Raw genomic sequence first — 18,782 nt, forward strand, 5'->3', positions numbered from 1 at the left:
ATTGTACTACAGCCTTACCTAATTTAGCTTACAGACCTTTTGTGAACGTACGCGTGATCACATCTTGTTGCTGTTCTGGAGTCAGTGAGTTGAAGCGAACTGCATAACCAGAAACACGAATGGTCAGTTGTGGATACTTGTCTGGGTTGACAACCGCATCCTCGAGCATTTCACGGTTCATCACGTTCACGTTCAAGTGTTGACCGCCTTCGTGTCCTTCGTTGTGGGCAAAATATCCGTCCATCAACGCTGCTAAGTTGGTACGACGACCATCTTCATCTTTACCTAGAGCATTAGGTACGATAGAGAAGGTGTAAGAGATACCGTCCTGAGCGTGGGCGAAAGGCAGTTTAGCCACTGAGGTTAACGAGGCGATTGCGCCTTTTTCATCACGGCCATGCATTGGGTTTGCACCCGGTGCAAATGGCGCACCAGAACGACGACCGTCTGGTGTGTTACCGGTTTTCTTACCATAAACCACGTTCGAGGTGATGGTCAGAATTGACTGAGTTGGGATCGCGTTGCGGTACATTTTACGGTCGCGAATTTTCGCCATAAAACGTTCAACTAAGTCACAGGCGATATCGTCAACACGTGGGTCGTTGTTACCAAATTTTGGATAGTCACCACTGATCTCAAAGTCAACGGCAATGCCATTTTCATCACGTACAGGTTTAACTTGAGCGTACTTGATGGCTGATAGTGAGTCGGCTGCGATTGAAAGCCCTGCGATACCACAGGCCATTGTGCGACGTACATCTCTGTCGTGCAGCGCCATTAGCGCAGCTTCGTAGGAGTACTTGTCGTGCATGTAGTGAATGGCGTTCAGTGCTGTGACATATTGTGTTGCTAACCAATCCATTAAACCGTCTAAGCGATTCATCACATCATCAAAGTTCAGCACTTCGTCAGTGATTGGGTCGGCTTTTGGCGCGATTTGGATTTTCAGTTTTTCGTCAACGCCGCCGTTAATTGCGTACAACATGGTTTTGGCGAGGTTTGCACGGGCGCCGAAGAACTGCATGTGTTTACCCACAACCATTGGGCTCACGCAGCAAGCGATCGCGTAATCGTCAGATTGGAAATCTGGACGCATTAAGTCATCGTTTTCGTACTGAATTGAGCTGGTGTCGATAGACACTTTTGCGCAGTACTTTTTAAAGCCAACAGGCAGTTTTTCAGACCAGAGCACAGTGATATTTGGCTCAGGGCTTGGGCCCATGGTGTATAGCGTGTTCAAGAAGCGGAAGCTTGATTTGGTCACCAGTGTACGGCCATCTAAGCCCATACCGCCGATAGATTCGGTTGCCCAAATTGGATCGCCTGAGAATAACTCATCGTATTCTGGAGTACGTAGGAAGCGCACCATACGCAGTTTCATCACGAAATGGTCAATCATTTCTTGAGCTTGTTGCTCAGTGATCACGCCGTTTTTCAGATCGCGTTCAATGTAGATATCCAGGAACGTTGAAGTACGGCCTAAAGACATGGCCGCGCCGTTTTGGCTCTTAACCGCAGCTAAGTAGCCAAAATATGTCCATTGGATCGCTTCTTTGGCGTTTGCGGCTGGGCGAGAAATATCGAAACCGTATTTTGCGGCCATTTTCTTCATTTGGCCCAGTGCGCGGTGCTGCTCGGCAATTTCTTCACGCAGTTGGATAACGTTAGATAAATCTTCGCCGGCTTCAAACTGGGCTTGCAGTGAGCTGAACTGGGCAAATTTATCCTTCATTAAGAAGTCGATACCGTAAAGTGCAACACGGCGATAGTCACCGATGATACGGCCACGGCCATAGGCGTCGGGTAAACCGGTTAATACGCCAGATTTACGGCACGCCATGATTTCTGGGGTATAGACGTCGAATACGCCTTGGTTGTGGGTTTTACGCAGTTCTGAATAAATGTATTTAACATCTTCATCTAGTACGCGATCGTAGGCGGCGCATGAGCTTTCCACCATACGAATACCACCGTTAGGCAACATAGCGCGTTTGAGCGGCGCATCAGTTTGTAAACCAACGATAGTTTCTAAATCTTTATTGATATAACCCGCGTCGTGGGAAGTGATGGTTGAAACCATCTTAGTGTCGAAATCAACTGGCGCATGGGTACGGTTTTCTTGCTTGATGCCTTCCATCACTTTGTCCCACAACTTGGTTGTGGCTTCGGTGGCACCGGCTAGGAATGACTCGTCACCTTCATAGGGAGCATAGTTTTGTTGAATAAAGTCACGTACATTGACTTCAGATTTCCAATCGCCAGGGGTAAAACCTTCCCATGCGTTGGCAAACAGTTCAGTTTTGTCGGTCATCGTACTAATACCTTTTGGTTGAGATAAAGGTCATTGGCGCTCATGGGGTAAGCCATGTTGAGTATAGGCCAATTGCTATTTCCTGATTAAAGCTCCCTTCAAGATGACGCCCTATGATGGGAACTGGAACTTGGGGATGTTTATCGCGCCAAGTGTCTGTCTATTGATACCCGATAAGATGACAAATATACGTTTAACGTGGATTATCGGCTATCGATAACTCTTTTTATAAATTGGTAAGACCAATTATCCATAAGCATATTAACATAGCTCTTACTGTCTCGCATCTTAAACGGGCGAGTTTGTCCTCTGTTAATCTTAAATTTGCTAGCGAGGTAGCATTTTTTTAGCACAATAAGGATTAAAGCACGCTTTTGTTGGCCCATTGCGGGCTGAAGCTATCGCTTATTTAACAGACTGTCGCGCTTTTAACCGGCGAAAGCTATCACCGTATCGATTGATTTTTAATGGTTACGATTTAATCTCCAATTGGCAGGTAAAGCTGCGATGAAAAAGGCCTGATTATACGGAATGCTTGGCGGTGCTAAAGCATTTAAAGTTATGGAGGTTGATGCGGAATATTGTTGTGTTGGGCTTCGAATACTGTGATTTCTTGTTGAGCTGCTATTTAAAAGATTGCAGCACTTAGTCAACAAGCTGCCATCTCAGTGAAGGATACTTATGCTTCACTCACTCTGTATAAGGTTAAATCTGCTTAATCTAGTCAGTGAATAATGCTTAGATGGGCGGTGATAAATTGGTAAAATGCAAACAAAATTGGTATGACCAATTAACCTATTGTGTTTACCTCTTCAAAAATTTTACATTTTACCTGTGAATAACATCACGCTTTGGCAAACTCTGCTTCACGGCGAACACGATTTGTATGTTACAAAGCGTGACTTTAGTGAGTCATCATTTAAGCAAGTCTTAATGTAAATTTTGATTGGTTTGATCTGCGCCTCGGCGCTGTAGGAGAGACCTATGTTGCAAGTTCGCGTTTGTTTATCGGGTTTGGGAGTACGGTTATGAAAGACTCACATGCTAACGCTCCACAGACATCATCAAATGGCTATGAGCCTGTGCAGGTTTCTTCGCATTTTAGTTGTTATCACCAAGCCGAAATCTATGGCAAAAGTAAAGTGGTTAAGGCGCCTTGGCAATCCTTTGGTTTAGCGGTGTTTGCGGGAGCCTTTATTGCTTTAGCCTTTGTGTTTTACCTGACAGTCACCACGGGCGCGGGCGATAGTGCATGGGGCTTAGTACGTCTTGTGGGCGGTATCGCCTTTAGCTTAGGGTTAATTTTGGTCGTGATTTGCGGCGGCGAGCTGTTCACTAGTTCAGTCTTAAGCAGCGTGGCTTGGGCGCAAAAACAAGTGACTACCAGTGAGTTACTCAAATGTTGGACGCGAGTTTACCTAGGCAACTTTGTCGGCGCCATGTTGATGGTCGGCTTGATTATGGCGGCGGGCTTATATGAGCTTGATGGCGGAAATTGGGGACTAAATGCTTTAAAGGTCTCACAACACAAGCTGCACCATACATGGATTCAAGCATTTAGCTTAGGTATTTTATGTAATATGCTGGTATGTCTTGGTATTTGGATGACCTTCGCCAGTCGCGAATCACTAACCAAAGCCATTTTATTGATCCTACCTGTAGCCATGTTTGTTAGTAGCGGTTTTGAGCACAGCATTGCAAACCTGTTTATGGTGCCGTTTGGGATAACAATTCAAGCTGTGGCAAGTCCGGAATTTTTTGCTTCCTTAGGTATTACCCAAGAACAATTTGCCGATTTAACCGTAACAAATTTTGTATTCAATAACTTAATTCCTGTGACCTTAGGCAACATCGTCGGCGGCGGCGTGATTGTTGGCCTCGGCTATTGGTGGATTGAGCAAGGACAACTTGCCTTACCCGATCCACAAAAATCCCATCAGGCCCATTTTTTCGCGTCACCATTGCATACTGAAAAGGCGAAAAATAGCCAAGAGACTAAGTCATTAAGGGACTAAGTAATTAAGAGAAAGTAATCAAGAGAGTAAGGCACTTAGGTTTGTGAGTCTCTCTGTGAGTGATATTTGCCTTAGGCTCATAAAAAAATGCCCAGTTTTACTGGGCATTTTTTTGTTTTTTCACCGCAAAGGCTTTTTTATGCAGATTACTTGTTTGTGATAGATGTGACCATTTTGCATATTCATGCAAGTGAATGAAGATTTTATATACTGATTTACGGCGCTTTAGTTTATAGTGCGGCCTTTTCCGTTTGACATAAAATGGCGCATCTATGACGACTCCACCTTCGACGAATCAGCCAACAGAAGCAGCTCAGACTGCTCCGGCATCATCCGCTTCACACACTCCCTCACCATTTCAAATGCCCGATACCTTAGTGATCATCTTTTTTGTGGCATTGCTTGCGGGATTAATGACTTACTTTATCCCAATCGGGTCGTTTCAAACCCAAGAGGTGCATTATCTGGCTGATGGTGTCGATAAAGCGCGGACGGTGGTCGACCCTACTTCTTTTGCTTATCAATTGGATGCTGCGGGCGAGCCTAGGTTACAACCCGTGGCATTGTTTAAAGGCGAGGGCGGGGTTGGCTTTTTTAACTTCGCCTTTGAGGGCCTAACTTCAGGATCTAAATGGGGCAGTGCGATTGGCGTGATCATGTTTATGCTGGTGATTGGCGGCTCCTTTGGAGTGGTGATGGCCACAGGCACCATAGATAACGGCATCTTAAAGTTAATCGATAAAACCCGTGGCAATGAAAAGTTGTTCATTCCGGTGATATTTACGCTGTTTTCCCTTGGTGGCGCCGTGTTTGGCATGGGAGAAGAGGCCATAGCTTTTGCCATTATCATCTGCCCATTAATGATCCGTTTGGGCTATGACGGCATCACCACTGTGATGGTGACCTATGTGGCGACTCAAATTGGTTTTGCCAGTTCTTGGATGAATCCCTTCAGTGTGGCGATTGCCCAGGGTATTGCGGGAATACCGGTTCTTTCAGGCAGTGAGTTTCGCTTTCCTATGTGGCTTGGATTCACCTTGCTCGGGATTGTTTTTACCATGCGTTACGCCCATCGCATTCAGCAGCAACCCAGTTTATCCCATAGTTTTCAGTCCGATGCTTATTTTCGAGAGCATCATGCCAATACGACATTAGAGAGTCGCTTTAATCTTGGCGATATACTGGTTTTAGCATTGTTAGTGCTCACTATGGGATGGGTGATTTGGGGCGTAGTGGTAAAAGCTTGGTTTATCCCTGAGATTGCCAGTCAGTTTTTTACCATGGGTATGGTAGCTGGCGTCATTGGCTGCGTGTTTAAACTTAATGGATTGACGCTTAACAAGGTGGCGCAGAGTTTTAAGGACGGCGCTAAAACCATGTTAGAGCCTGCTCTTTTAGTGGGATGTGCCTCGGGGATTTTACTGCTCCTTGGCGGCGGTGCACCGACTGAACCGAGCGTGTTAAATACGGTACTTAACAGTGCTGGCGGGGTGATTGGCCATCTGCCGGATGCGCTCTCGGCGTGGTTTATGTTGCTGTTTCAATCCGTATTCAACTTTTTTGTGACTTCAGGGTCAGGGCAGGCTGCCTTGACTATGCCACTGATGGCACCTCTTTCTGACATCGTTGGTGTGACGCGCCAAGTGGCGGTATTGGCCTTTCAATTAGGCGATGGCCTCACCAATATCATAGTGCCCACTTCAGCGTCTTTGATGGCCACTCTTGGCGTATGCCGCGTCGATTGGGGTAACTGGCTGAAATTTGTATGGCGCTTTATGTTGCTGCTGATGCTGGTCTCAAGCGTACTGGTGATTGGCGCGCATTATCTTGGATTTAACTAGGTGCGAGAATTTAGCTAGGCGCTAGGGGTAACCTGAAGCAGCGGGGTAAATAGGAGCTAAGGTTTGACTTAGTCATATTGGTTCAAAAGTATATAAAAAAACGGCATCCGAGGATGCCGTTTTTGTTGTGGTTTTCTATCTTCCTAAAGGGAAATTAGAATTTCACTTTGTATCCTGCAAATACGACACGACCTAAGATGTTATGAGTATCTGTATCGTATCCTGGATAGCCTAAGCTGTAGTTAACAGTTGGCATTGCATCAAACAGGTTACGAGCACCTACAGTGACTTTACCGTAGCTGTCGAAGTCGTAGTTCAGTGTCAGATCCCACGTGGTGAAAGATGAGAAGTCTTGTTTATTCGTGCCAACTTCTTGTTGTTGTGGCGTTTCACCATCGTAAGAATCAATGTACTTAGCAATCAAAGATGCAGAGAAGTCATCAATTGCATAGCTAAATGTCGTGTTGAAGCGTAGTGGCGGATAACCTTTAGTACCTAACACATCATAACGTTTAGCAATTGGGCTTGCTTGTTCGGTGTATTCCAGGGCATAAGTACCTTCAACTGCAAACTTAAATGTACCAATTTCCCCTAAATCGAAGTTTGACGTGAAAGATACGTCAAGACCCGAAGTTTGTACGCCGTCCATGTTGATGTTGCCTGCACCAATCTCATCGATAGTGCCATCAGCTTTACGTTTAACATAGATGTATTTAGGGTCATAGGCACCTAAGCCACCAATTGCTTCTAAGTCAACGATAGTTTGTGCACCGATGTAGCTTACTTGATCAGTGATTTCAATGTTGTAGTAATCAACAACAAAATCGATATTCTCAGTAATATTCCACACTGCGCCGAAAGCGTATTGAGCAGATTTCTCTGGATCTAGGTCTTTATTACCTGAACTCTTACGCAGATATTGGTTATCTTCACAAGCAGGATTACCGTTTTGTTGATCAGGTGGTAGACTTTGGCACAGAGTAGTATCTGTGACTCTATCGTAACTAGTTGCTGGTTTGCCTAACAGGTCATCTAGTGATGGTGCTCTAAAGCCTTGGCCATAAGATGCACGTAGCACTAAGTTATCTAAGGCTTCGTAACGTACGTTTACAGAGCTAGAAAGCTGACCAACATCTGGTAAGCTATATTGGTCGTAACGGCTTGCGAGCTTCACGTTCAAGTGATCTAAAACTGGTAACTCTAACTCAACGAATGCCGCTTTGTAGCTTCTATCGCCAGCAGAATCACCACCATAAGTCCCTAATACGTTACCAGCTGCTTGTTGAGCGTCACGGGAATCTTTGTATTCAATTTTTTGGTATTCCATACCAACAGCATAACCTAAGTCACCGCCAGGTAAGGAAATTGGAGCAAGTGCCGCCCATGACAATCCGGTGCCGGTTGTATTTGAGGTTGCTTTACGAGTAGCTGTGTGTAAGAAAGTATCTAAAGTGGCTTGAGTTGCGTTGCCACCTTCAACGAATGGGTTATACAAACCTTTATCAACCGCTTCTTGCAGCTTATCTTCGAAGACATAAGAGTCAGTTTCAATGTTTACAATTTGATCTGAGTATTGAACGTACCAGCTCAGAGAGCCTGCATCTAACTCAAGGTTTAAACCTGTTACTATGTCAACTACATTTGAGTCGAATTCCGTTGAACGGTCTGCTACGCCTTTCAAGCGATGATAAGCTTGAACTTCTGACGCATTAGCTGTGCCGAACGTTGGGTTTAATGGGTTATCGGCTGCTATGTATAGGTTAGGAGTCCACAGCGCAGTAGAAGATGTGATGGATTTATCACGCATTACGATAGCTTGACCAAACCACTCTAATTCATCAGTAATACGGTAAGTCATATTAGAGAATACAGAGTCTTTTGTTTGATCTGGGAGATAGTCAGTACCGTCAAACTGGTTAAAACCACAAGCTGAACCGTCTTTGGTGGTTACAATGCGATCGGCTGGACAATCTTTACCTGGAACCTGTAAGCCGGTATAGACAGGTGTGCCGAATGTGCCATCTGCGCCTTTCACTGGACGAGATTCAACTGGACGATATGTGCCTTCTGGCGCATACAAGCCGCTACGGCCGTATTTCTTATCCCAGTTAGCGGTTAAGTGAGGACGTTGGCCACCTTGCAGTGGATCAAATTGCTTGTGTTCGATGATTACTAAGCTGCTGCTTTTATCACTGGTATTACCAAAAGTGATAGAAGCCGACTTTTCATCTCTTCCGCCTTGAGTTGGGCTACCAAATTTTGCATCAAATGCTAAACCGTCGAAAGTCTTCTTAAGGATGATGTTGATTACACCACCGATAGCATCTGAACCATAAATTGCTGATGCACCGTCACGTAAAATTTCAATACGTTCAATTGCATCCATTGGAATTAAATTGAGGTTAGTGGCATCACCACCAAATGTAGCAGATGGCGCAATACGGCGACCGTTGATCAAGGTTAGCGTACGGTTTGAGCCTAAACCACGCATACCTGAGCTAGCATGGTTACTTGCAGAACTACCTGCATCGCTAATGAAGCTACCGGCAGTGTTAAATGGCATTTGTGCTAAAACAGCAGAAACATCGCTTAAACCTGTTTTTGCAATATCTTCAGCAGATAAAACTGTTACTGGTAACGCTGATTCCATATCCGTTCTTTGGATACGTGAACCTGTTACTTCAATGCGTTCTACCTTAGCGTTATCTCCTTCTTCAGCGTAAACAGCCATACTAGATAAAGCAGCTGTTGTAGCACCACCAATTAACGCAAAGCGAACCGCTTTGGCCAATGTTGAATTAGCGCGCATATCATTCTCCCTTAACACTTGTTATTTGTTTAGTTGTTATTTTAATTAAATACGGAACGTTATAGGAAATAAGTGCCTATTTAATTAGGCTCCAGATATAACCACAAGAAAATAACAAGTGCAACAGTTGATATTGATGTTGGTTACGATGTGTAAAGGTGTTTTGTTGCAAAAATGTTTGTCTTAAGTTGTTTTTTATTGGTTTATTACTGGCTTAGGGTGCGTTTAATCTTTTTTGCTAATGAAAACATGGCTTTTGTTTATTTTTGTTTGTTAATTTGTTTTTTATTTGTAAAAATTGAAAGCATTTGTAATAAAAAAATAATCATACTTTTTCAGTATGTGTAGATTTAAATTTAAGCAATATTAAATATACAGATTTTTATGCGGTATTTTGGAGTCTTTAATATTGAAAATATCTTAACGAAAGGATTTAAGAATGGTTTTATAAAGCTGTTATAGCCTTTATTAAATTTTTGAGAGTTCTTTTTACTTTGTCAGTCTAAAGTTTTGTGAGTGAATTGATGGTGTGGATTTTAATTTGAAAAGGAGTGAATATAAATTCACTCCTTATTTTATTCTGTATGTTGTGTTATTAAATTTTTATTTAGTACGTTAAGTAGCCAAATACACTTACCGTATTTTATGCCTATTACTTAAGTTCAACTATAGTTGTGTCAATATTGGCCATTGGGTTGGGTAGATAATGAGTCAAATACCGAAGAGCGACGTAGGCAACGACGACAGTGGCTACACCGAGTTCAAAATCTGCCAACAACCTTACCCATTGAGTGAGATCGGTCATGTGACTAAATTGCTCAAGCCAGTGAGCGGTTTTAAAGAGTGCAGTAGCACCGATCACCATGGGGAAAGTAAAGGCTGCATAACCAGGGCTAAAGGGCAATTTAAGTAAATGGAAAAAAGCAAGGTAGATAACCGCTGTCATCAAAATAGCAATACTTGCTAATAAGGCGACTAAGGCGATTGATGGTTGCTCACAAACCGTTAAATAGCCTGCAAGTGATAAACTTGCGGGAGCAGCAAGGATGGCAATAGTGGGCTTAGCTGCGTCAGGAATCGCTTGACAAAAGATCAAGCGATAGAGCATCAGTGGCAGCATGACTAAATAGGCGATCATACCGAAGGCTAAAATGGTGTTAACTAACCAAGGTTCACCATTGCTGGGGAAAGACACAGCAGCCACTATGATGCCAATGGGTGGCACAAACCAGCTAGGCACCATATGTTCGAGTTTAAAGTCGATAGCACGATAGTAGATAAAGGCGCCTAAAAATACGATATGAATCGCAATGGCGGCTAACCAAAGGGCTAATCCCGCATGGGGAAAATAGTGACCGAGCAGGTTAGACACTACCATTAATGCCATGGCAAAAGTCGGTATTACGCTGCCGACGACGGGATGGCTAAGTTCATTTTTGAGCACTGTAGGATGCAGCAAAAACTTACCGGCTAGCATTAGTAACAGTGCTGAGGCAATAATTGCACCGATTAATTGACCCCAGCCATTCAGTGAAGGCATTACACTTTCCCAAGTCCACCCTAAGCTTGCGATTGCGAGTGCGAGTCCGCCCATAGGGCTAGGTAATTTTGCGGCCTGTGCGGTCCAACGTTTACGCTTTGAAGTCATATTACTTACCTCTCAACACTGACATTAATTCGATGTATCTATTTGTTAATGTCAGTGTATGACTAAGGTGTAAATAAATAAAATTGATTAATTTTACTCATTGATTCAGTTTTTATTAACTAGCAAGGTTTTCGTTTACAACGAAGCAAAGTATGCCCAAGCCCAATATTGTCAGTATCCTCATCGACGTATAAACCTGCTTGATGCAGCAAGGCCATCAAGTCCTTAGAGTGGTACATTCGACTATTGCCATTGGCCATTGCGGTGAAGTACAAGCTCGTGGCGTTAACACAATAGGCCGAGGCGGCAGAAGGCTGTCTATCCCAGAAGGTTTCGACAATAAACAACTGACTATTGGCTGTCATCGCATTTGCGGTGCGTTGCAAAATGCTCAAGATTTGCGCCTTAGAGAAGCAGTCAAGAAACTGACTCATCCAATAGGTATCAGCACCTTCAATAAAAGGGCGCGACTCATCGAGTAAGTCGGTGGCAAAGGTATGGACTCTATCGGTAACGCCATGTTTTGCAGCATTTTCTTTGGCAATGGCTAATTGCCCTGGAAAGTCCATCAGGGTCACTTCAACCTTAGGATCGAATTTGCAGCAGCTTAGAGCCCACTTTCCGGTGTTACCACCAATATCGACTAAGTGTTTTGGACTATGGGCAAAGACTAAGGGTAAAAGCTGCGGAAAAGCATGATCAGAATAATAATGATCAAATGCAAACCAACTCTCTTTTGCGGCGTAAGGCAGATCTTTCAATGCGGGATAGATAGTTTGCCAGTCACCAAATACACTCAGCCCCGCGGGTTTACCAGTGAGTAGCGCCTTATCCAGCGTAAATAATCCCTGATAACATACATCCTGCACAAAGTTGAGGTTGATTGCTGCCATATCATCATGCAGTAAAAAATGACCTGTTTTATCGAGGACATAGGCGTCTTCGTTAAGCCATACCAGCCCCATGCTTAGTCCCATATCCAATAACACCCCAAGGGCGTATTCACTCAACAGGTTCGTTTGGGCTAATTTCGCTAAGGTCACCCCTTGCTCACCAGCCTTATCAATAGTGGCGAGCACTTCAAATTTGAGTAGACAATGCGCGACCTGAAAACTCACGGGTCCAAAGGCAATTTTCTGTGCCTCAAACTTAGCATCAAAGGCGCTTAGCGCTTTTGGATTTTGGTAAAAAGACATAAAAGACTGACGTTAATCTTGGAGAGGGCTATTTATAGCGGACTGAATTGTTAAAGCTAGCATTGCACGGAAAAACTATGAACTGTGTCCAATTTCACCAATAAATCAGGCTCTTGATAGAAACAATATTCGTTCGAAAGAGATATGCATGGCAAGAATTAACTGACAGACATAAAAATACCCAGACGGAGCTGGGTATCTTTATCAACAAGCGATGAGATTACTGAATATTTTCTTCGTCGCCAAATTGGCCTTGGAACAATACTGATGATAAGTAACGCTCGGCAGCCGAAGGCAGGATAACCACAATGTTTTTATCCGCAAACTCTGGCAGGGCAGCGATACGGTTAGCAGCAACCACAGCAGCGCCCGAAGAAATACCGACTAAAATGCCTTCTTCTTGCATTAAGCGGCGTGCCATGTCGATAGCTTCATCGTTAGTGACGGTTTCAACGCGGTCGATTAACTCAAGATCTAAGTTACCAGGGATAAAACCTGCGCCAATACCTTGAATTTTGTGTGGACCAGGTTGTACGGGTAATCCCGCTAAGGTTTGGGTGATAACTGGTGAATCTGCGGGTTCTACCGCGACAGAAGTAATGGCTTTGCCTGCAACTTTCTTCAGGTAACGGCTCACACCTGTAATGGTACCGCCAGTACCTACACCCGCAACAAACACATCCACAGCACCATCGGTATCGTTCCAAATCTCTGGACCTGTGGTTTTTTCATGGATTTCTGGGTTAGCAGGGTTATTAAACTGTTGCAGCATAATGTATTTTTCAGGCGCTGATTGACGGATTTCTTCCGCTTTATCAATCGCACCTTTCATGCCTTTTGCGCCTTCAGTCAGTACAAGGTTTGCACCTAAGGCTTTAAGCAGCTTACGACGCTCTAGGCTCATAGTGTTTGGCATCGTTAACGTCAGCTTGTAACCACGGGCGGCGGCTACATAAGCTAAGGCAATCCCGGTGTTACCTGAGGTAGGCTCAATCAGTTCATGATCTTTGGTGAGCAGGCCTTTTTTCTCGGCATCCCAAATCATATTGGCACCGATACGGCATTTGACACTGAAACTTGGATTACGTGCTTCGACTTTTGCTAGCACTTTACCTTGGCTTACGCGGTTTAAACGCACTAACGGAGTGTTGCCAATAGTATATGAATTGTCTTCGAAAATTTTGCTCATGGATTGCTTGCTCCTATGTTTGCACTATTGAATCATAATCGCCTGTGGCGTATTTAGAAGTGATTGTTTGTTCTTCTTTATTCGATTTAGTTATTAAAGATGTTGCTGTTATTCGTAAAGCCAGATTGGTCGTGGGTTTAACTGTGTTAACCTCTTGCTAACATCAATAAAAATTGCAATAGAACGAGAACAGTCATTTGATGTTTTGGTGATAAAAGCGCTTATCGGAATCGGATTTCAACCATTATGAAGCAACAACAAACAGATTTGGGCAAAGATCCTAGAACTATGGTCACCCCTAAGGCATTTACTATTGCCGAATCGGTACTTTATACCCCGTTAGCAACACCATTTAAGCGGGCGCTAGCGATATTAATCGATGGTTTATTTATCACTATTTTAGCCGAGCAAATGGATTGGCTGTTTGTTCTGCTGGTGGTGGGGATTATTTATATCGAAAAACGTAGCCGGCAGTTTGGGCGCTTTCTCAAATGGGGCCTCTATGCTGCCATGCTAGGGTTAATGCTCTTTAGCTCGGCGGGGAATTTGTGGGATTTGCATCAATCCAATCAATCCACCCGCGAAAAGGTCTCCGCACCCCAGGATAGTAAGGCTGTTGTTAAGGCGATTCCTGGTCTTGTCTCCCTCGGACTCTGTGAAAATACGGATTGTGCCCGTGAACAAATCCGTTCTTTGCAACAGACGCTCGAAACTCAGACACTGGAAAATGTACCCATTGAGGGCATGGCGGCAGCTGAGCGCCGCGATATGGTATTAGATGCTTTAGCGAGCACGGATTTATCCGAGGCTGATAAAACACAGTTACGTGATGAAATCATGGCGGGCACTCTCTGGCCCGAGGTGAAAGTGTTTGAAGTTACTCTCGATTCAGCCACGGATTCAACAACACCCTCACAATCACCAAAGCCAAGTCATTTGCTTGATGACAAGCTTGAACGTGGGGCGAACCCAGTGTCTGAACCACAAGCCGATGGATTAGCTAACGCGCATACCGATAAACAAGCCGCAGATGGAGATCTTAATTCCGTGCGTCAAGCGGAAAGTAACAACATCGAAAACGCCGATGAGGAAGAAAGTGATACCCGCAGTGTGCTGGCGTGGATTAAAGGCTTTATGAGCGATATGGGCTTAGGGTTTGGTTGGGCAGCATTTTACTTTACCGTGTTTACCGCCAAATTTGATGGTCAGACCTTAGGTAAAAAACTATTAGGTATTCGCGTTATTCAACTTGATGGCGCTAAAATCAGCCTCTGGACCGCTTTTGGCCGTTATGGTGGCTATGCGGCGGGCTTTACGACAGGCTTACTTGGCTTTATCCAGATCTTTTGGGATGCCAATCGGCAGGGGATCCAAGATAAAATATCTTCCACAGTCGTGATAGACTTAGCGCAAATGCATAAAAAGCAACAATTAGAGCAGCAACAGGCGCAGGCTGAACACGCATTAGCCGCCGTGCCAACACAGAATAATGCGACGTCTGCTCACCTTACAACAAGCACCCGTTCGGAGCACCTATGAAACAGGTCGTTATTTCTGGCAGCGGTTTATTTACGCCGCCACACAGTATTTCAAATGAAGCTTTGGTGGAGAGCTTCAACGCCTATGTAGATATGTTTAACCTTGAAAATGCAGGATTAATTGAGCAGGGCCATGTCGCGCCGCTGTCTTATTCTTCCAGTGAGTTTATCGAGAAAGCCTCGGGCATCAAGCACAGATATGTGATGGTTAAAGACGGTATTCTCGATCCTGAAATCATGATGCCGCTTATCCCTGAGCGCAGCAGTGACGAGTTATCCATGCAGGCCGAAATTGGGGTTGAGGCGGCATTGATGGCACTGAAACAAGCGGACGTGAAGGCCGAGCAAATCGATTTAGTGATCGTTGCCTGTGCTTATACGCAGCGCGCTTACCCGGCGATGGCGATTGAAATCCAGCGGGCACTCGGTACCCGTGGCTATGGATATGATATGCAGGTTGCCTGTTCTTCGGCCACCTTTGCCATTGTGGCTGCCGCCAATGCGATTGTGACGGGCTCGGCGTCGCGCGTGTTAGTGATTAATCCCGAAATTTGTTCGGCGCAGGTTAACTATCGTGACCGTGATAGTCACTTTATCTTCGGGGATGTCGCGACCGCTATGGTGCTTGAAGAGCAAAGCCTAGTGGCCGCTAATAAGGGCTTTAATATTGTTTCAAGCCGTTGTTTTACCGACTACTCGAACAATATTCGCAGTAATTTTGGCTTTCTCAATCGCTGCGATCCAAGCTCGGCGCATCAGGCAGATAAGCTATTCCACCAACAGGGACGCAAAGTCTTTAAAGAACTGTTGCCGATGATTTATCAGCATTTAGATGAGCATCTGGCCGAGCAATCCCTCACGCCGCAGTCCTTTAAGCGTTTGTGGTTGCATCAAGCCAACATCAATATGAACCTGTTTGTGGTGAAAAAACTACTAGGTGATGAGGTGACGCCCGATCAGGCACCCGTGGTGCTCGATGAGTATGCCAATACCGCTTCCGCTGGCTCTGTGATTGCTTTCCATAAATATTCCGCTGACTTTAATGCGGGCGATTTAGGGCTATTAAGCTCTTTTGGTGCGGGTTACTCCATCGGTAGTGTGATTTTGCAAAAACGCTAAATCGACAAAAGCCCCATTGCCAGCAATGGGGCTTTTGCTTTTATATCAGCACATTGGTTAAACGGCTTGATGCCGTACCTTAACCGAAAATGCCTTTAATCAGTACTAGACCGTTTGCAGTCTTGATAGCACTTTCTTTATAGCCTCAATTCAGATACCAGAGCCAATAACGATGACGCTTTTTTATCCCGATTCGGATATTCCGTTCCATCCCAATCCTGGCTGGTTTCTTGGCGCCTTTAATTGTTATGACCGCGAGGAAACGCTCGGGGAAATACTCAATCGCTACGATCCTTTAGATCCCGCGCAGCTGCAAGCGCTGTACGATGCTTATGTATTTGATGAGTTTGGTGAACAGTTGGGATTTACCTCCGTCCACAGGGTCGCGATGGCGACGAATTTAATCGCTGCGCTGAGCGAGACAAAGCATGATTTTGCCGCCTATTTAGCGATTGATGAGAGTGAGGAGGAATGGTGTTTTCCTTCAGCGTGGGCATTCCCGCGGCCACGCTATCCCTTTGAACAGGCGTATCTTGCGCTGCTGCGGCATTGGGGAGTGGAGCTCACCGCAATGGGGATTGCGCTTCCCAGCCCAAGCTTATTGGGTATCCATGAGTCTTAGTTAGAATCCCGATTTAAGCCCACAAGCCTTGTTGTGGGCTTTATGCTAAACCTTTCAGCCTAGAGCAACCAAGCGTAGCTTAGCTTCATAAAATAGGTCTTCTCGTCCCGAGTGAGCCGCGTGAGTTCATCATCCGAGGTTAAACTGTCGGAATAGCCCAAATAGAACACGCTCTGGGGATTAAGTTTGTAGCCGTAGAGGATTTCATTGCCTAAGTGCGCCGCTTCGCTATCGGGCGACGAATACAAATACTGCGTAAGATTACGCTCGATTTGGGTGTAAATGCTCGATAGGCGAATAAAGCTCTGCAGACTCAGTTGCCAGTGCAGGCGCACATCCGAAAGGTTTGCGGTAAAGAGTTTATCCTGCTCGACCTCCATATGTTGATAAAGATGAGAAATCTCCACCGATAAACCGTTGGCGATTTTCCAGTTCAATATTGGATTGATTAAGGTCTTTGTGCCTAATCTATCATTGAGAAAATCAATCTCATCGCCGTAATGGATCTCCAGCTCAAGGCTGAGGGCTGAAATCGGCGTAATGGCTCCATAAAGCCAGCCTTGAGTTTCCTCATATTGATTGCTGTTACCTATTACGGCGAGTTGCGCTGTATTATGGCGTGGTCCGACCCGCTCACGGGTTTCTACCCCAAAGGACAATTCACTTTGTAGTGCGCCATACATTTCCCAAAAGATCTCAAATTCTTGCTCGAGCTGTTCTCCCGCTTGATTGTGGGTGATATCCCAGTCACCGCCAAATTTTATCTTGTTAAACACCACTTGCGGATACCAAATTAAGCCACCGCCAGCCATAAAGGTGCGATAGTCAATTTTCTCTACAAAGCCCAAATCGGCACGAAAATGAGGGGAAACATCGTGATATTCGCTGTAGGCAAACCAATCGCGGGCATTGTGTTCATAGGTAAGTTGATACAAGGCGCCACTAAAATCTTCATCTGATTGGCTACGTAATACTTGTTCATTCACTTGGCATAGGCCAAATTCACAGTTTAAGGGTGTTTGACCGCAGAGTAGCCCTTCTGTGAGTTCTCCCTCCACATTGCCACAAAATTGTTGGTACAGGGCTGTGGGGTAACGTGTCTGGGAATGGGCGACCTGAGCAGTAAGTATATCTTGCTCAGTAGGCTGGTATTTGGCATCTAAACTTATCACATAATTGTGGTAATCATTATTATCATCGGTTTGTGCAGCAAATTCAGTCAGTTGATTGTCGGCACTGCTCTTGGCCGTAATAAGACCCCCAAAGGAAAAGGTTTTATCCATATCGAAGCGGTAACGCGCAGCCAGATTGAGGCTTTCCTCTGCTAATGAGGCGACCTCTGAACTTAAATTACCCGGCATTAAAAAGGTGGCTTGGCTGTCATTGGCGGCCAGCAGTGCCCAGGTGTGTTGCTCGGTTTGGCTGGTGAGTTTGAGTCCGTAATCCGGCGATACGATATTGCGGGTATGTAGCAGATTCACTTGGGTATCGAAGTAGTCTTTATTATCGAGGAAGAAGGGGCGTTTTTCGTCGTAAAACAATGCGAAAGTACTGTTAATATCGAGCTGACCAGCATCGGATTCGACTTGAGAGAAATCGGGGTTAATGGTTGCATTCAACAAGGTGCGGGCATTCATTCCCCAGCGTAAATCAAACCCCGGTTCATAGTCCGTATCTGTTTGCCAACCATGTGCAGTTTTATGTTCATTGCGAGTTGCTACAAAAGCGGGAGTAATTTGCAGATCTTGCCCTTGCTTGGCTGAAGCTAAACCTGTGGCGACACCGAGCTGACAGAGCTGGCAACTGATGTTGCGGTCAATTTTATGGGTGGAGAGACGATGGTTTTCATTACGTGGATAGTAGCGAATAAGCTCAAATCCCCAGTCTTGAATAGGCTTTTTATCGTCAAAGTTGAATAGCCGTAATGGCAGTTCGACTTCCACCTGATAGCCATCGGCGGTGATTTTACCGGCGGTTTTCCAAATACCATCCCACGCTTCGCTCTCTTCGCCAGTGAGTTCATTCTCTATCGAGTCTAGTTGCACGCCCAGCGGGTTGATAAAAAACTGATAGGCCAAGCGTGCGTTATTGAGGGTATCGAGTTTGATCCCCACCAGATCATCACCCCAGAGATTATCCCTGTCCTTGAGAGTGGCACGAATGCGTTGAGGCTGACTGTCTTTGGCGATAAAGGCCACAAATAGGCTGGTTTGGGTGGCGTAGATTCTGGCCTCGGTATAAACCGGAGCGGCAGTGTTTTCTCCGGGCTGAGTCTCATAGCGTAACTCGGCCAGCGCCGCCTGCTGCCACACTGCCTCATCAAATTCACCATCAATCTCGGCGGTATCCGTTAAGGTTGGAATCGTTAACTGAAATTGGCTAACTGAGCCGGCCTGACTCGGTAAGCTCAGAAACATCATGCTCGATAGCAGAAAGGGGAGAAACGTCTTCAACAACTGGGCCCAAAATAATCCGTAAATTACGCGCAGTGTGC

11 protein-coding genes are annotated in these 18,782 nt (G+C 45.1%); 5 read left to right on the top strand and 6 right to left on the bottom strand.

Annotated features, from left to right (window positions below):
• Window positions 1–28: 28 nt before the first annotated feature.
• Window positions 29–2,311 carry a formate C-acetyltransferase gene (gene pflB / locus KXJ80_RS10705; protein ID WP_203433363.1) on the bottom strand — a complete coding sequence of 761 codons (2,283 nt, stop codon included), beginning with the start codon at window positions 2,309–2,311 and terminating at the stop codon, window positions 29–31.
• 1,028 nt (window positions 2,312–3,339) lie between these two features.
• On the opposite strand from pflB, the gene focA reads away from it, so the two are divergent.
• Complete coding sequence (gene focA / locus KXJ80_RS10710; protein ID WP_037426738.1) at window positions 3,340–4,326, top strand: formate transporter FocA; 987 nt, start codon at window positions 3,340–3,342, stop codon at window positions 4,324–4,326.
• A 272-nt stretch (window positions 4,327–4,598) separates the two neighbouring features.
• A complete protein-coding gene (yfcC, locus tag KXJ80_RS10715) occupies window positions 4,599–6,167 on the top strand; it encodes a putative basic amino acid antiporter YfcC (protein WP_203433365.1) in 1,569 nt (522 codons plus the stop codon).
• A gap of 154 nt (window positions 6,168–6,321) precedes the next feature.
• Here yfcC and KXJ80_RS10720 read toward each other — a convergent pair whose 3' ends face one another.
• The 4 genes from KXJ80_RS10720 to cysK all read right to left on the bottom strand — a co-directional run bounded on the left by KXJ80_RS10720 (window position 6,322) and on the right by cysK (window position 13,009).
• Complete coding sequence (locus KXJ80_RS10720; RefSeq protein ID WP_047537372.1) at window positions 6,322–8,976, bottom strand: TonB-dependent receptor plug domain-containing protein; 2,655 nt, start codon at window positions 8,974–8,976, stop codon at window positions 6,322–6,324.
• Between the two features lie 652 nt (window positions 8,977–9,628).
• Window positions 9,629–10,624 carry a TDT family transporter gene (locus KXJ80_RS10725; RefSeq protein WP_172590618.1) on the bottom strand — a complete coding sequence of 332 codons (996 nt, stop codon included), beginning with the start codon at window positions 10,622–10,624 and terminating at the stop codon, window positions 9,629–9,631.
• 119 nt (window positions 10,625–10,743) lie between these two features.
• Window positions 10,744–11,820, bottom strand: coding sequence for a methyltransferase (locus KXJ80_RS10730; RefSeq protein WP_037426743.1), 1,077 nt, complete (start codon window positions 11,818–11,820; stop codon window positions 10,744–10,746).
• Window positions 11,821–12,040: 220 nt separating this feature from the next.
• Window positions 12,041–13,009 (bottom strand): cysteine synthase A, encoded by a 969-nt coding sequence (gene cysK / locus KXJ80_RS10735; RefSeq protein WP_011622282.1) that lies wholly within the window; start codon window positions 13,007–13,009, stop codon window positions 12,041–12,043.
• A gap of 246 nt (window positions 13,010–13,255) precedes the next feature.
• Here cysK and KXJ80_RS10740 point away from each other — a divergent pair, with 246 nt between their 5' ends.
• The 3 genes from KXJ80_RS10740 (at window position 13,256) to KXJ80_RS10750 (ending at window position 16,288) form a co-directional block, all read left to right on the top strand.
• The gene (locus KXJ80_RS10740; RefSeq protein ID WP_259474773.1) at window positions 13,256–14,548 is read left to right on the top strand and encodes an RDD family protein; all 1,293 of its coding nucleotides are present in this window, start codon (window positions 13,256–13,258) and stop codon (window positions 14,546–14,548) included.
• A complete protein-coding gene (locus KXJ80_RS10745) occupies window positions 14,545–15,666 on the top strand; it encodes a beta-ketoacyl-ACP synthase III (protein WP_218738798.1) in 1,122 nt (373 codons plus the stop codon). Before KXJ80_RS10740 ends, KXJ80_RS10745 begins: the two co-directional genes overlap by 4 nt.
• Before the next feature lie 172 nt (window positions 15,667–15,838).
• A complete protein-coding gene (locus KXJ80_RS10750) occupies window positions 15,839–16,288 on the top strand; it encodes a hypothetical protein (protein ID WP_218738797.1) in 450 nt (149 codons plus the stop codon).
• 59 nt (window positions 16,289–16,347) lie between these two features.
• On the opposite strand, the gene KXJ80_RS10755 is transcribed toward KXJ80_RS10750, so the two are convergent.
• On the bottom strand, window positions 16,348–18,708 hold the full coding sequence (locus tag KXJ80_RS10755; RefSeq protein ID WP_218738906.1) for a carbohydrate binding family 9 domain-containing protein: 2,361 nt from the start codon (window positions 18,706–18,708) through the stop codon (window positions 16,348–16,350).
• Window positions 18,709–18,782: the final 74 nt, after the last annotated feature.

The sequence above is a fragment of the Shewanella xiamenensis genome, from assembly GCF_024971755.1.
Lineage (GTDB): Bacteria > Pseudomonadota > Gammaproteobacteria > Enterobacterales > Shewanellaceae > Shewanella > Shewanella xiamenensis.

Coding starts and splice junctions, on each gene's coding strand:
- pflB (WP_203433363.1), bottom strand. CDS start 2,311: ATGACCGACAAAACTGAACTGTTTGCCAACGCATGGGAAGGTTTTACC.
- focA (WP_037426738.1), top strand. CDS start 3,340: ATGAAAGACTCACATGCTAACGCTCCACAGACATCATCAAATGGCTAT.
- yfcC (WP_203433365.1), top strand. CDS start 4,599: ATGACGACTCCACCTTCGACGAATCAGCCAACAGAAGCAGCTCAGACT.
- KXJ80_RS10720 (WP_047537372.1), bottom strand. CDS start 8,976: ATGCGCGCTAATTCAACATTGGCCAAAGCGGTTCGCTTTGCGTTAATT.
- KXJ80_RS10725 (WP_172590618.1), bottom strand. CDS start 10,624: ATGACTTCAAAGCGTAAACGTTGGACCGCACAGGCCGCAAAATTACCT.
- KXJ80_RS10730 (WP_037426743.1), bottom strand. CDS start 11,820: ATGTCTTTTTACCAAAATCCAAAAGCGCTAAGCGCCTTTGATGCTAAG.
- cysK (WP_011622282.1), bottom strand. CDS start 13,009: ATGAGCAAAATTTTCGAAGACAATTCATATACTATTGGCAACACTCCG.
- KXJ80_RS10740 (WP_259474773.1), top strand. CDS start 13,256: ATGAAGCAACAACAAACAGATTTGGGCAAAGATCCTAGAACTATGGTC.
- KXJ80_RS10745 (WP_218738798.1), top strand. CDS start 14,545: ATGAAACAGGTCGTTATTTCTGGCAGCGGTTTATTTACGCCGCCACAC.
- KXJ80_RS10750 (WP_218738797.1), top strand. CDS start 15,839: ATGACGCTTTTTTATCCCGATTCGGATATTCCGTTCCATCCCAATCCT.
- KXJ80_RS10755 (WP_218738906.1), bottom strand. CDS start 18,708: ATGATGTTTCTGAGCTTACCGAGTCAGGCCGGCTCAGTTAGCCAATTT.